Annotated in this window: 12 protein-coding genes and 1 pseudogene; 5 read left to right on the top strand and 8 right to left on the bottom strand. The window is 53.3% G+C overall.

All coding sequences use genetic code 11. From position 1 onward, the window contains the following. Positions 1-16: 16 nt before the first annotated feature. Together OGW44_RS13795 and OGW44_RS13790 are read left to right on the top strand one after the other, a co-directional pair. Positions 17-1588 (top strand): SLC13 family permease, encoded by a 1572-nt coding sequence (locus OGW44_RS13795; RefSeq protein WP_185654668.1) that lies wholly within the window; start codon positions 17-19, stop codon positions 1586-1588. Between the two features lie 53 nt (positions 1589-1641). Continuing rightward, entirely contained in the window at positions 1642-3102 is a 1461-nt protein-coding gene (locus OGW44_RS13790) for a hypothetical protein (protein WP_016153314.1), read from the top strand. Positions 3103-3214: 112 nt separating this feature from the next. Here OGW44_RS13790 and OGW44_RS13785 read toward each other — a convergent pair whose 3' ends face one another. Next, positions 3215-3724, bottom strand: a complete 510-nt coding sequence (locus tag OGW44_RS13785) for a hypothetical protein (protein ID WP_181630511.1) — start codon at positions 3722-3724, stop codon at positions 3215-3217. 337 nt (positions 3725-4061) lie between these two features. Between OGW44_RS13785 and OGW44_RS13780 the strand changes: the two are divergent. Further along, a pseudogene (locus OGW44_RS13780) lies at positions 4062-4172 on the top strand (Arm DNA-binding domain-containing protein); the annotation flags it as partial. A gap of 135 nt (positions 4173-4307) precedes the next feature. Here the strand turns inward: OGW44_RS13780 and OGW44_RS13775 are convergent. The 7 genes from OGW44_RS13775 to OGW44_RS13745 form a co-directional block, all read right to left on the bottom strand. Beyond that, positions 4308-5072: an IclR family transcriptional regulator gene (locus OGW44_RS13775; protein ID WP_016153312.1), complete on the bottom strand. Its 765-nt coding sequence runs from the start codon at positions 5070-5072 to the stop codon at positions 4308-4310. Positions 5073-5227: 155 nt separating this feature from the next. Next, the gene (locus OGW44_RS13770) at positions 5228-6739 is read right to left on the bottom strand and encodes a tripartite tricarboxylate transporter permease (RefSeq protein WP_047389883.1); all 1512 of its coding nucleotides are present in this window, start codon (positions 6737-6739) and stop codon (positions 5228-5230) included. A 2-nt stretch (positions 6740-6741) separates the two neighbouring features. After that, complete coding sequence (locus OGW44_RS13765) at positions 6742-7281, bottom strand: tripartite tricarboxylate transporter TctB family protein (protein WP_185654667.1); 540 nt, start codon at positions 7279-7281, stop codon at positions 6742-6744. A gap of 53 nt (positions 7282-7334) precedes the next feature. Continuing rightward, positions 7335-8309, bottom strand: coding sequence for a Bug family tripartite tricarboxylate transporter substrate binding protein (locus tag OGW44_RS13760; RefSeq protein WP_016153309.1), 975 nt, complete (start codon positions 8307-8309; stop codon positions 7335-7337). 22 nt (positions 8310-8331) lie between these two features. Next, complete coding sequence (locus OGW44_RS13755) at positions 8332-8967, bottom strand: 2-dehydro-3-deoxy-6-phosphogalactonate aldolase (protein WP_185654666.1); 636 nt, start codon at positions 8965-8967, stop codon at positions 8332-8334. 42 nt (positions 8968-9009) lie between these two features. Next, positions 9010-9960, bottom strand: a complete 951-nt coding sequence (locus OGW44_RS13750) for a 2-dehydro-3-deoxygalactonokinase (RefSeq protein ID WP_185654665.1) — start codon at positions 9958-9960, stop codon at positions 9010-9012. A gap of 1 nt (position 9961) precedes the next feature. Then, positions 9962-10762, bottom strand: coding sequence for an IclR family transcriptional regulator (locus OGW44_RS13745; protein WP_185654664.1), 801 nt, complete (start codon positions 10760-10762; stop codon positions 9962-9964). A 291-nt stretch (positions 10763-11053) separates the two neighbouring features. On the opposite strand from OGW44_RS13745, the gene OGW44_RS13740 reads away from it, so the two are divergent. Together OGW44_RS13740 and OGW44_RS13735 are read left to right on the top strand one after the other, a co-directional pair. Further along, entirely contained in the window at positions 11054-12208 is a 1155-nt protein-coding gene (locus OGW44_RS13740; protein ID WP_185654663.1) for an iron-containing alcohol dehydrogenase, read from the top strand. A gap of 29 nt (positions 12209-12237) precedes the next feature. Further along, positions 12238-13233 carry a 2-dehydro-3-deoxygalactonokinase gene (locus OGW44_RS13735; RefSeq protein ID WP_185654662.1) on the top strand — a complete coding sequence of 332 codons (996 nt, stop codon included), beginning with the start codon at positions 12238-12240 and terminating at the stop codon, positions 13231-13233. The last annotated feature ends 16 nt before the right edge of the window (positions 13234-13249 follow it).

Below are 13249 nucleotides of genomic sequence, written 5' to 3'. Positions count from 1 at the left end.
ATAAGGAGACATGGCCATGTCAGACAAAGGCGCTAAGAAAGTTTTCGATCCGCTGGATATGAGCAATTATTCTCTGGAGAAATTCAAGGAGATTAAAGCCGGTATCTGGATGGAGCGGATCAAATTCATCGGTATGCCGCTGGCTATCCTGCTGTTCCTGTTCTTTCATTTACAGTGGGTCGGGCCTATCGAAATGTTCGATACCCAAACCAAAGTTCCTCCGGCCAACTGTTACAGCGCAACGGGAATTTTTCTTGCCTCGCTGGTGCTGTGGTTGACGGAGGCGATTCCGAACTATCTCACCTCGCTTATCGTGGTCGTCACGGTGATCCTGACCGGCACAATGAAGATGCGTCCTGCGTTTGCCATGCTGGGTGAACCAGTAATGATCCTGAACATTGCCAGCTTCATCATGGCCAGTGCCCTGGTGGTTACAGGGTTGGCGAAGCGTATGTCGCTCTGGCTGTTGGTACGCATGGGGAATAATATCTCGCTGTTGTTCTGGTGCTTTATATTACTCAACCTGATTCTCGGGGCGTTCATCAGTGCGACCTCAGCGAAAACGGCGCTCTTGTTACCGCTGTTTATGGTTATCGCCGCCATCTACGGTGCGACCGGCGGGGAAAAACGCAATAACGTCGGGCGCAATATGGTGCTGCTGAACCTGCTGGCGAATAACGTGTCGGCCAGCGCCTTTATTACCGGTTCCGCAGCTAACCTGCTGGCGGTCGCGATGATGGAGCAGGCGGGATTCAAAGTCTATTACGGCGACTGGTTCATTGCCCTGTGTCCACTGGCGCTGATTCAGTGTGCCATTGCCTGGTACACCGGAACTCGCTGGATTTTCCCCATTAAGAAAGAAGATGCTAAGCCGAAAATTGAAGGCGGCATGGATCGCCTGAAAGGGGAATTGGCGCAGCTAGGTAAGATTAGCTCGGGTGAAGTTCGCGCGGCGCTGACCTTTATTATCGTCTTGTTGCTGTGGGCGACCGACAGGGTGCACGGTATGCGTGCCGAAGTTATCGCCGTGGCGGGTGCCTGCGTTGTTCTGATGCCTTCGGTGTGCAAACTTCCGGCGCTGGGCGTGATGAAGTGGAACGACGCGGACATTCCCTGGCATATGCTGATGTTCAGCTTTGGTGCTTACGTCCTTGGCGGAATGGTCGATCAGACGGATATCGTCGGCCTCTATATTCACAGCCTGTTTGATAAATGGCAGATCGACCCTTCAGGTGGCGGCAAACTGTTGGTCTTTGCCGTACTGAGCGGCGTGTTCGCCATCACCACGCTGGTGAGCGAAAGTAAAACGGCACGTACCATCATTATGTTCCCGATCATTATCAGTATCGCTAAAAAGTTCGGCTGGGACGTGGTGGGATTCTGTCTGCCGATGGCATTCCTGATTAACCAGGTTTACGTGCTCTACTTTAACTCTAAACCCGCAAACATCAGTTACCTGCTCGATCACTACTCGACCGGCGAGTCTTTCAAATATGGTATTATCCAGATGGCTATTATTTGGGTGTTACTGATTTTATGGACTCAATATGTCATGCCGCTGATGGGGTTCAATAGCGCCCTCTGGTAGCATTGATGTGAAGGCGGTAATTCAAATTACCGCCTGATTTGCAGGAGGCAAAGATGCCAGGCGATACGATAAAAGCATCAGGAAAACGCTGTATCGAAATTAAGCAGCGGATTTTTTTCCCGCAGAAAGTCGGCACCAAACCTCTACGAAGCGAAAACTACCATATTGAAACCTGGCTATTCTTTCCTTCCAGTTTGCAGATCAATCGTTGGACATTTCCGCCGCAGGCCTTTCAGCAAAACCTGAAGAACTATATTCGCCTGCGTCCTCCCACCCTGTCGCTGCGTAAATTGTCCGTCAGCGTGCCGAAGACGCTGGGGACAATTGAACGGTTAATTACCGAACAGAGCAAAGATACCTCTGCTCAGGGTTTTGAATACCGACTCAAAATGTTTTGCCTGACCTTCAAACGGGCGCTTCACGTAGAGGTACGTTATATCGGCAAGTTGAGCGAAGACAAACAGGAGCAGGCGCTGCTGAGCTTCGCCGCCACCGCAGAGGATATTCTCAATAACTATCGTCGGATGCGGATAAAAATGTCAAAGGTGGCTGAGGTCAATGCGTTACGCATCATTGACTATGGTGACGAATTCCTCTCACTGATGCTGACACACTATGGTCGTAAATTGCTCAATGATCTTTCGCCTTCACCGGGATACGATACTCTGCGTATTTTCTGGCGCGAGCAGATGCTGTATCGCAAAGCCAATCATCCGGGGACTTTCCCGTCACCTAATTCGGATAACGAACTGGTGATTTATCACGTTAATACCCTGAAAAAATATATCAGCAGTCCAATGTATCTGGATATCCGGCGTAAAAAAGGCGAGACCTTTCTGGCGCATACCATTGCCGGAATCGCCGCGGCAATTGCGATGATTTTCGCGACGGCGGTGGCGTTTATTTGGCAGGGGAAATATGGAGCGCTGAGCTTTCAACTATTTCTCGCAATGGTGATTGGCTATATCTTTAAAGACAGAATGAAAGAGGGATTTCGGGCGCGATTGTTTTCGACATTTCGCCGTTGGCTACCTGACCGACAGCAGATAATTTATAAGAACCTGCGCTCTCCGGTCGGTAAGTGCAACGAATCTTTCGTCTTTGTGGGGGAGCGTCAGCTACCCGATGACGTCAGGACGATGCGCCGTAAGGTGCACATTCTGGATATTCAAAACTATTATCTGAGCGAAGACATTTTGCACTACTCCAAACACGTTCATCTGCGCGGCGGGGACCAGATGTTTTCCGCCGTGAATCGTTCTGTGATGGATATTACGCGCCTGGATATCACCCCTTTTTTGAAATACACCGATGAGTTGCTGAATGAATTACCGACTCTGGATGATGAGCAGGTGCTGTACGGGGAAAAGGTCTATCACATCAACCTTATTCATCGGGTGACGGATGGCAAAGAGAGTTTTCTGGAGCGGGCACGCATCATTATTAACAGCGCGGGTATCAAGCGCATTGAACCAGTTTTTACTGCCGGGGAATCAGAAAGCGAAGAGGGCTGACGACAGAGATAAAATGCCTGATGGCGCAGCGCTATCAGACCTGCGGGTTCCACATCTGTAGGCCTGATAAGGTGTTTACGCCGACATCCGGCAATAAAAGCTGAGCAACCGTTCAGCCTGTTTTACGCACAGGGCGATAGTGGGTGGATTCGTCAAGAAAACGGCGGATGTGGATTTCTTTTTCCAGCCGCTGTTGAAGCTGACGTTCGAGCGCTTCAGGAGAGTGCAGATCGGCCAGCCGCTCGTTGATTCTGTTCACGGCTTCGCTGCGCAGCTGTATATGTTCCTGGATATTCTTCTGTGCCCGTGCTGTCCGGGTATCGCCGAAGAGCATAAAGGTCATTAATTCACGCTGCTGCTCAGAGTTAAGGGCGTTCAGATATTTGGTGCACAATGTTTGATAGGTGATGATGCGACGATCGAGTTCGTCAACCCAGGCGGTCAGCTCGTCACGCTGCGCGGGTGAAAGCTCAGCCATTTCCTGCTGACCGAAAAGTGTTGTTCTCAGCGCCTGAAGCCCGGCGAGATACTGCTGCTCCAGAGGAATCACACGCTGAGCAAAGCATTCATCCAGGGAGGTTTTCGTTTCCTGCGCGATATTCTGATAAACAGGTTGACTCATTTTTTCCTCCCGCACGCGTGGTGCTATCAGATAAGACCAGAATCGCAGCCAGGATGAGTGCGATCCCGCGTCTTAATTTAAGCTAACATAATAAATTATAAACAAAAAATCTATTCTGCTTATCTGAATGATAACCTGCTCTTATAGTTCACCTTAGTTTCTTTGCGTCAAAAATAGATTGACCGCCAGGCCTTGCAGGCTGCTACACACACCGTTTTCCACGTTGCCGCTGTGTCTGGTTCTTCTTTTTCGATTAGTTTTCCACGTCCGACGATAAAGCATTTGCTTGTTCATAATCGATTCTGTCGATCGTGCCGATCGGTATTATTCATTATTCCTGTCCGCTATTGGCGTTTACCCCGATGTTTCTCTGGCTGAAGCCAGAAGTCAGCGTCAGGAGGCTAAAAGGACATTCGCGGCTGGCAACGATTCTTCTCTTGCACGAAAAAGAGTGTGTTTTCGAACCTGCATGTTGGAGAACCCGGCAGTGGAGCACTCTACTCGCGGGACAGCAACAGACGACATAGCTGCAATCGATATGTCGCCCGTTAACACTCAAGGATGTTGACATTAAGCGGTGGGATTACGGGGTAAAAGAAGGGGCGCGCCAGCCCAGTTCCTGCGATATTTTTTTAGCGCACTCTTTGACGTGAGGGACGAGTTCTTGCATGCGTGCGTCCGGCATATAGATGACCGTGCTGGCGACGGAGATGGCCGCGACCACATGGTTTCCGGCATCGTAAACCGGAGCCGCCACGCAGCGAATCGTCGGCTCATTTTCTTCAAGATCGAACGCGAAGCCTGCGTCGGCGTAGCCGCGCATTCGGCCGAGGAAGTCCGGGAGATGACATAATTCGCCATGGGCTAAAAAAAGCTGACGCCATTCGGATTCATCCGCGTCGAGTAACAGCGCTTTGCCAATGCCGGTCAGCACCAGCGGCATGCGATGCCCAATACGCGAGCGCATTTCCAGTCCCTGTTGGCCAGGAATTTTATCGATATACAGGACTTCCGCGCCTTCCCGTTGCCCCAGATGAACCGTGTCGCGGGTAAAATCCGCCAGCTGTTGCAGGAAGGGGCGCGCCAGAGGATAAAGCGGCGTATTTTCCAGTGAACGGGTGCCGAGCTCAATTAAGCGTGGGCCGAGCGCATAGCCATCGTGGTGAGTGAAGCGAAGAAAACGCTGTTGTACCAGCGCGCTGAGCAGCCGATGGGTCGTGCTTTTACTGGTTCCGGTAAACTCGCCGACGCTGCGTAAATCCCGACATCCTGACGCGACGGCATCAATAACAGCAAGACCGCGCAGTAGGGTTTGTACTCCCGTAATTTCGGTAGGTTGAGCATCCATAATTCACCCTGATACAGTGGTCATATTCATGTTTAAGATCAGTACGATAACAATAACCTATTCTGTGCGATAAAAATGTAACCGCGCCGTGATTTCGCCACCGCGGGCAGAAATTCCGTGTAACAGTGACGGATTTTCTGCCCGTTTCTGCTCATTCAGGAGAGCAAATGATTTTTACGTGCGCGTCTTGCGGCTATGGCCTTGCGTACCATTGGGCCAAACAGAGTCAGCATCGCCAATAGCAGGAGCGTGGCGGTGATGGGACGGGTATAAATGAAATCAAAACTCCCGTTGGACAGCGACATCGCGCGACGGAAGTTACTTTCCGCCATCGGCCCCATGATGAGTGCCAGCACGACAGGAGATGCCGGGAAACCGCCTTTTTGCATGAAATAGCCGATCACGCCCGCGACCAGCATAATGCCGACGTCAAACATGCTGTTGTTCAGAGCATAGGTGCCGACGATACACAGTGCGAGGATCAGCGGAGTCAGGACGCTCTTGGGAATGTTGATCATTTTGGCGATGAAACGAACGGAAACCAGGCCAAGAATAAGCAGCATCAGATAGCAAAACAGCATTCCGACAAACAGCATATAGACCGTATCGCTGTGTTCGGTAAATAGTCGAGGCCCAGGCTGCATTCCCTGTAGCGTCAGCGCGCCCAGCATTACCGCCGTCGTGGCGTCACCAGGAATTCCCAGCGTCAGCATAGGTAACAGTGCGCCGCCCGTGCAGCCATTAGCGCCTGCTTCACAGGCCGAAACCGCTTTGAGTTCACCCTTGCCAAACTGATCTTCCGGCCTGGCAAAGCGCTTCGCTTCATTGTAAGAAACGAAAGCGGCAATATCCGCCCCTGCGCCGGGAATCATGCCAATAAACACGCCCAGACCGGAGGAGCGCAGCAGCGTGACAATCAGACGTTTGAACGTAGACCACGGCGGAATGATTCGACCAATAGCGTACTGCACCGTCTTGCTCACTACCTCGTCTTTTTCCAGCGACTTAAGCACTTCTGCAGTGGCGAACAGGCCAATCATCACCGGGATAAAAGGCACGTTCATCAGCTCGACAAAACCGCCGGTGAAACGCGGAAATCCGCCCATCGGATCGAGGCCAATGGTCGCGACCAGCAAACCACCAACGCCAGCGATCAGCCCCTTAATCAGCGATTCACCGGAAATACTGGCAATAATACTCAAGCCGAAAACGGCCAGCGCAAACGTCTCTGCGGCGCTGAATTTTAGCGCCACCTCGGCCAGAATCGGCGAGAGGAACATCAGCACGATTATGCTGAGGGTGCCGCCGAAAAAAGAGGAGAAAGTCGCCGTGCCCAGCGCCACACCGGCCTGACCTTTTTTCGTCAGTTCATAGCCGTCAATCGCCGTTGCCGCGGCGGCTGGCGTGCCGGGGATCCGGAGCAGAATGGCAATAATCGAACCACCATAAACGCCACCAAAAAAGACGCCGGAGATAATCAGTAAGCCAGAAATCGGATCCATGCCGTAGGTAAAAGGCAGCATTACGGCAACGCTCATGGTGACAGTCAGGCCCGGTAACGCGCCCACCAGGATGCCAAGCCAGACGCCAATCATTGAAAATAAAATGGCTTCCGGGTGGGCCAGCAAGCTATTTACGCCGCCGAGTATAAGATCAAATTGGGACATAATTACTCCAGAGTCAGCGATTCCAGGAGGCTGCTTTCCGGCAGCGGAACGTTAAGCGCCAGCGAAAAGAGGATATACAGCGTAATGGAGAGCACGATGGCCAGCAGCCCATTAACCCACCAGCGTTGGATACCGGAGATTTTCATAATCAGCATCATAAAAAGTACCGTTGCGACCAGGTAGCCAAAAAGCTGCATGGCGTAGAGGTATGCCACGCAGGTGACGACGGTACAAAACGGCCCCGTCCAGCGTCCAAACCCCTGAGTGGGGCGAGTGGGTAGAACCAGCAGCTGGCGTAGCGTGGTACCAGAGAACTGACCAGCAATTAAGATCAACGAGAGAATAATCAGCAACCAGCTATAAACCGAAGGAAATGCGCCCGCCCCGATATCTGTAGAAATGGACGTTGCAGGAAAGCTTTTGGCAATCGCCAGCACCACTACGGCGATCAGACACAGCAGCAGAGCGACCAAAATGTAGCATTGTCGTTCTGCCGTAGACGCTGGCGGCGGCGTTGTCGGAGTTAACGGATTTTCAACCATAAACGACTCCCATGAGGACTATCCGGCCAGAGGAGGCTGGCCGGACGTCACCGTTATTTTTGACCGAGGCCCAGTTTTTCGATGGTGACGGAGAAATCGCGCTGCTGCTCTTCAAGCAATGCCTGGAATTCAGCACGATCGAGCCAGACATAGTTGAGGCGCATTTTGGCTAACGCTTCCTTGAAAGAGGGTTCATCGGCAGTGGCGGCGATAGCGGTGGTCAGAAAATCGATCACGTTTTGCGGGGTTTTGCTGGAGATAACCAGCCCACGCCATGCGCCGATCGACAGATCGATGTTTTTTTCCTGAAGCGTGGGGACGTCAGGCATGTTGGCGTCACGTTGAGTGCTCATTACGGCCAGTGTTTTCAGCTTGCCATCCTCAACCTGGTTGAGGACTTCCGCAGTGCTCACCGTAACGGCTTCAATGTGCCCGCCTAAAAGCGCGGTGACGGCTGGCGTCGCGCCATCGAAAGGAACGTGGTTGAAGGTCACGCCGGTTTTATCTTCCAGCGACGCGGCTGCCAGGTGCCAGATTGCGCCCGTTCCTGAGTTGCCAACCCTGACCTGGCCCGGATTCTCTTTCGCCCAGGCGAGGAACTCTTCCAGCGTATTCCATGGTGCGTCGATTTTAACGGTCACGGCGCTGGGTTCCATATTGAACAGACCCAGTGGAGTAAAGTCCTCCGTTTTGAACTTCACCATTCCCAGAGAGGGCAGGATAGTCAGTTCGGCGGTGCCCATCGCCAGCTTGTAGCCGTTAGGGCGCGATGCGGCAAGCTCGCTAAAACCAATTGCGCCGCCTCCGCCAGGCTTATTAATGACGCCAACGCCTACCGGAAAGTGCGGTTTAGAGGCTTCAGCAAATGCGCGCGCCACCAGATCGGTGCCGCCGCCAGCGGCGAAGGGGACGATCAGCTCTATCTGGCGCGTAGGATAATCCGCCGCCTGAGTCGGGCTTGCCAGCAGTAATGAACTGGCGGCTAACAGCGAGGTTAATAATCCAGAGGTAAATTTTTGAATTTTCATAGTCAACTCCGTTTGGTTCTTTTTATGTATTAAGGGGCGAGGACGTTCTCCAGGCGGTCACGAAGTCAGCGGCGCGACTGGCCACTTGCTCTGCTGTCATACCTGGTTGGTAAAGCGCGCCGCCAAGGCCGAATCCACTGGCTCCGGCAGCGCGATAGTCGGATATTGCCTGCGGCGTGATTCCACCAACGGGCAGCAGCGGGATCGCCGCGGGGATCACGGCGCGCCACGCTTTCACCACGACGGGAGGGATCGCCTCAGCGGGAAACTGTTTCACCGCATCCGCTCCCTTCGCCAGCGCGCTGAAAGCCTCGCCTGGCGTCGCCGCCCCGGGGAGGCTTATCAATCCCGCGCGCTTTGTCTCTTCAATTAATACCGGATCGGTATGGGGAGAGATAATCAGCTGGCCGCCGCTTTGCGCCACGTCATGCAGCTGAGTCACGGTCATCACCGTTCCAGCGCCCACCCAACAGTCCGAAGGTAAAATACGACGCAGACGTGAAATACTCAGCAAGGGTTCAGGCGAATTAAGCGGGACTTCGATGATGTGGAATCCCTGTTCATACAGGGCGGCTCCGACGGCTTCAACCTGTTCGGGCGGTATACCGCGCAGAATGGCAATCAGACCGGTTTGACGTAGCGTGGTGATAAAATCCATAGTCAGTTCCTGGTGTTGGTCGAGAAAAAGGTCAACGGGAAATCAGGCCACAAGACTGGCGTAACGCGCTACCTGCCACATTCCCTGTTCCGCCGCTCCGGGAGCGATATACACCGGATTGCGGCATTCAAAAATCGCCATGGCGCGCTGGTAGCGCTGACACAACGGCTGCGAACCAATTAAGGTGATGTCGGTATCGGCGGAGATCCCATCCAGCGCGATGGCAAGCTCATTGCCCAGCAGGAGACCCGAGAGATAGTCCGGCTGTTGTTGCGGCGATAGCTGCTGACAAAGGAGCCGGGTGCGCACCGAAAAGAGAGAGCCGAGCAAATTGCCTGGCTGCTGGCGGGCGACGCGGATGCCTTCAGCAAAAGCCTGCCAGTCAGGAGTTTCAGGGGGCTGCATCGTCAGCCCCAGTATCGAATGGTGGCGCAGCACATCGTAAAGTTCCCCCGACATAAACGTACGCAGGCGGTCAATTTTCCCCTGCGTGACGCTCACCCATTTTGAATGCGTACCGGGCAGGGCAATCAGCGATTTTCTGCCGCTGGCCTGAACATCACGCAGGCGTTCATCACCCGTTATCGCGCCGAACACCTGGGTTTCTTCTCCACGCATCACTTCCGGCAAAAGGTTCGTTTGCTGAACGCCAGGAATGATATAGAAGCAGCGCTGGTCATCGACATCGACGCGGGTTAACTGCTCCGCCAACTGACGAGCATCGCAGGGCGCAGGCAAATAGGGCGCGGGCTGCCAGCCCTGGGCGCTGCCAATCATGCCGCTGGCAATAACCGGACAGGCGGGATCGGCTGCCAGCCAGTCTGCGCAGGCCAGGTCGAAGGCCAGACGAAAGCTCATCAGCCGATTGGGCGCGTCGGGTAATTTCATGATGCCGTGGGGAAGTTCCCGCCGTGCAGTCACGGTGCCGTTTGCGGCTAAGCGGTAGGCGCGTAGCGCGCTGGTTCCCCAATCCAGGGCGATCAATGCAGTCATATCAGGATCCTTTTGCATGCGTAGAGACGAAGGGATAAATCAGAGAGGTTCGATGTGCCACCCAGCCCAGCTCTGCGGAAATGTCCTCAGCGTAACGTTTTACGATGCCGCTGAGCTCCTGCATGCGTTCATCCGGCATGTAGGGGGCGATGCTGGCGACGGAAATAGCGGCGACAACCTGATTTCCGGCATCCCGAATCGGTGCCGCCACGCAGCGGATGGCGAGCTCGTTCTCTTCCAGATCCAGGGTGTAACCGCGCTCAGCGTAATGGTGCATGCTGCGAATAAAGGAACCGGCGTCCGCGCCGGGATTATGCAGTCGATAAAAGTGCTGCCATTCCGCCATCGTCGCGCCGAGCATCAGCGCTTTGCCAATGCCAGTCGAAAACAGCGGCATACGGTGCCCAACGCGCGAGCGCATCTCCAGCCCGCGGGTACCGGGAATTTTATCGATATACAACACGTCGCCTTGCTCGCGAATGCCGAGATGGACGGTGTCCTGAGTGAGCTGAGCCAGCGCTTCGAGCAGCGGGCGGGCAGCGATGCGTAGCGGATAACCAGCAAGCGATGCGCCGCCCAGCTCAATCAGTCTTGGCCCGAGAAAATAGCCCCGGCTGGAAATTTGTCGCAAATATCGTTGAGCGACCAGGGCGCTGATCAGACGATGCGTTGTACTGCGCGGTGCGGAAATGTGCTGACTGATTGCGCGTAAATCATGATGTCCTGCGGCAACCGCTTCGATGGCAGCCAGTCCGCGCAGTAACGTTTGTACACCGTTCACAGTCGAAGGAGAGGAGGTCATGATAATTTCCGCCAGGTCGCTTATTTGATGGCGGTATATTTCCATAGTCAATTAACTGGAAATATGAATTCGCTCACACAATACCACATTATAAACTCGCGTTTCATATATAGGGATTATTAGGGTGAATAAAGCGATAGTAATCACAATTGAGGTTCAGGGTGAAATATATATTTTGGACTGTCGGTGATGCGTATTGAGTAGCTTCTCGTTCAGGCGAATGGCTGATTATTAATGGGCATCGCGCGCCGCATTAACTTCATCGTGAATTCACACCATAAGGGAAAAATTATGTCAGGATTTAATTTCGTTAATCCGGTTAATTTCTATTTTGGCCAGGGGAAACTGGCACAGGCGGGAACAATTACCGCGCAATACGGCAAAAAGGCGCTGATCATTGCTTCAGATAGTGCGAAGCCCACGGGGCAGTTGGCGGCGTTGGTTGATGTATTGACGCAGGCGGGCGTGACGTCCGTCTGTTTTGACCGTTTCATGCAGAACCCGCTTTCAACCCTTGTCGATGAAGGGGCTACGTTCGCCCGTGAACAGCAATGCGATGTGATTGTCGGCATTGGCGGAGGAAGCGCGATGGATATGGCAAAAGGCATTGCCTTTATGGCCTGTAATAGCGGAGGAATTTGGGACTATGTATTTGGACAAACTCCGGCTGATTCGGCGCTACCGGTAGTGTTAATTCCGACTACCGCAGGCACGGGCAGCGAAGCGAATAAAACGGCGGTATTTACGAATCCACAAACCAATGACAAAAAAGGGCTGGTGAATCCGCTGATTTATCCGAAGGCGGCAATTATTGATCCTTTATTAATGCTGACGTTACCCCGGCGCGTTATTGCCGGTCCGGGAGCAGATGTCCTGTTTCATTCGTTGGAGTCCTTTATTTCGAAAAATGCCCATCCGATGAGTGAAATGCTTTCATTACAGGCGGTTGAGCTGATTGGCAAATATTTACCGCAGGTTTATGACGATGTCACCAATATTGAGGCGTGGGAAAAAGTCACTTTTGCCAGTTCGCTGGCGGGTATGGCGATTGATTGTGCCGGGACGACATTGCCCCATGCGTTGCAGCACCCGATGGGCGGGTTGCTTGATGTCGTACATGCCGAAGGCATTGCCGCCATTTACATGGCCTTTATGGAATTCACCTGGCAAAGCGCGCCGCAAAAATTCGCCGCTATCGCCAAAGCGCTTGGCGTGAATACCCTCAATATGACCGAAGAAGAAGCGGCGAGAAGCAGTATTGATGCGGTGCGTTCGCTGCTGGGCTACGTCAATATGCTGCCGTCGCTCAGCTCTCTGGGCGTTAAAGAGGAACATTTCGACTGGTTTATTGGCAATGCCACTACCACGATGCGTGTCGTGCTTGCGAATAATCCCCGCGTGCCTGACGCCGATGAGATTCGCGCCATTTATCAGCAAAGCCTCTAAACCCACGTCACCGCCTCAGGAGCAAGCTTATGATTATTATCATCGACAGCGGTTCAACCCAGACCCGGCTCTATTTGTTACGCGATGAGGAGATCGTTGCTGAACATCTCCTCGCTGTTGGCGTTAACTCCGGGAAGGCCCGTTCTCAGGGGGATTTCAGAGACGCCATTGCCGCAGGGATAAGTGAACTGCTGCACGCTAACCAATTGACGACTGGTGATGTGCGTTTTGCGATTGCTTCGGGAATGATCACCTCTAACCTCGGGCTGCTGGAGATACCGCATATCACCGCTCCGGTGAGCCTTGAGCAGCTTGTCTCCCGGGTGGTGAAGGTAAAAGATCCCGCAATACTGCCTCTGGATTTGGAGATCCGTTTTGTCCCTGGTATCAAAAATGCGCAGGCGGATCGTTGCTGGTCCAGCCTGCGGGATATCGACCTGATGCGCGGGGAAGAGACTCAGGCCGTGGGGCTGATGACGTCGCTTTACAGGAACCTGCCGCTGACGATGATCGAACTGGGTTCAACAACCAAGCTTATCCACATTGACGCGCAGGGAAGAATCGCCGGCAGTATTACCAGTCTGAGCGGGCAGGTTTATGCGGCGGTGAAAAAAGAGACGTTTATTGGCGCCAGTATGCTGGAAGAAGAGGATGACGATTTTTTCTCGGCGGACATCCTGCAATATGCCTGTGATAGCGTGCATCATGCGGGCCTTCTGCGCACGCTGCTGTTTACGCGTTTTATCGAGTTCTCGTTGCCGTGCACCGCAGTCGAAAGAACATTTTTTTGTCAGGCGGCGCTGGCGGCGGATGACATGAAACTCTTTGATGAGGCCGAGCGTTTAGGCTTTTCTCTGCAAGGCGACATTGTGCTGACAGGCAAGCGGCAGCGCTGCGAAATGTATCGTTCTTTATGGCGCAGCCGATATGGACTTGAGAACCCGGTCCATTTTATCTGTGATAAAGACGAGATCGCCCAACTGGCGATCAAAGGGGCAGGGTATATTGCCCGTCAGATGACGTAACGCACCAGATAACAAA

The sequence above is a fragment of the Citrobacter sp. Cb023 genome (genome assembly GCF_030336805.1).
GTDB classification, from domain to species: Bacteria; Pseudomonadota; Gammaproteobacteria; order Enterobacterales; family Enterobacteriaceae; genus Citrobacter; species Citrobacter braakii.
This window is presented reverse-complemented; position numbering and strand designations above follow the sequence as displayed.

Coding starts and splice junctions, on each gene's coding strand:
- OGW44_RS13795 (WP_185654668.1), top strand. CDS start 17: ATGTCAGACAAAGGCGCTAAGAAAGTTTTCGATCCGCTGGATATGAGC.
- OGW44_RS13790 (WP_016153314.1), top strand. CDS start 1,642: ATGCCAGGCGATACGATAAAAGCATCAGGAAAACGCTGTATCGAAATT.
- OGW44_RS13785 (WP_181630511.1), bottom strand. CDS start 3,724: ATGAGTCAACCTGTTTATCAGAATATCGCGCAGGAAACGAAAACCTCC.
- OGW44_RS13775 (WP_016153312.1), bottom strand. CDS start 5,072: ATGGATGCTCAACCTACCGAAATTACGGGAGTACAAACCCTACTGCGC.
- OGW44_RS13770 (WP_047389883.1), bottom strand. CDS start 6,739: ATGTCCCAATTTGATCTTATACTCGGCGGCGTAAATAGCTTGCTGGCC.
- OGW44_RS13765 (WP_185654667.1), bottom strand. CDS start 7,281: ATGGTTGAAAATCCGTTAACTCCGACAACGCCGCCGCCAGCGTCTACG.
- OGW44_RS13760 (WP_016153309.1), bottom strand. CDS start 8,309: ATGAAAATTCAAAAATTTACCTCTGGATTATTAACCTCGCTGTTAGCC.
- OGW44_RS13755 (WP_185654666.1), bottom strand. CDS start 8,967: ATGGATTTTATCACCACGCTACGTCAAACCGGTCTGATTGCCATTCTG.
- OGW44_RS13750 (WP_185654665.1), bottom strand. CDS start 9,960: ATGACTGCATTGATCGCCCTGGATTGGGGAACCAGCGCGCTACGCGCC.
- OGW44_RS13745 (WP_185654664.1), bottom strand. CDS start 10,762: ATGACCTCCTCTCCTTCGACTGTGAACGGTGTACAAACGTTACTGCGC.
- OGW44_RS13740 (WP_185654663.1), top strand. CDS start 11,054: ATGTCAGGATTTAATTTCGTTAATCCGGTTAATTTCTATTTTGGCCAG.
- OGW44_RS13735 (WP_185654662.1), top strand. CDS start 12,238: ATGATTATTATCATCGACAGCGGTTCAACCCAGACCCGGCTCTATTTG.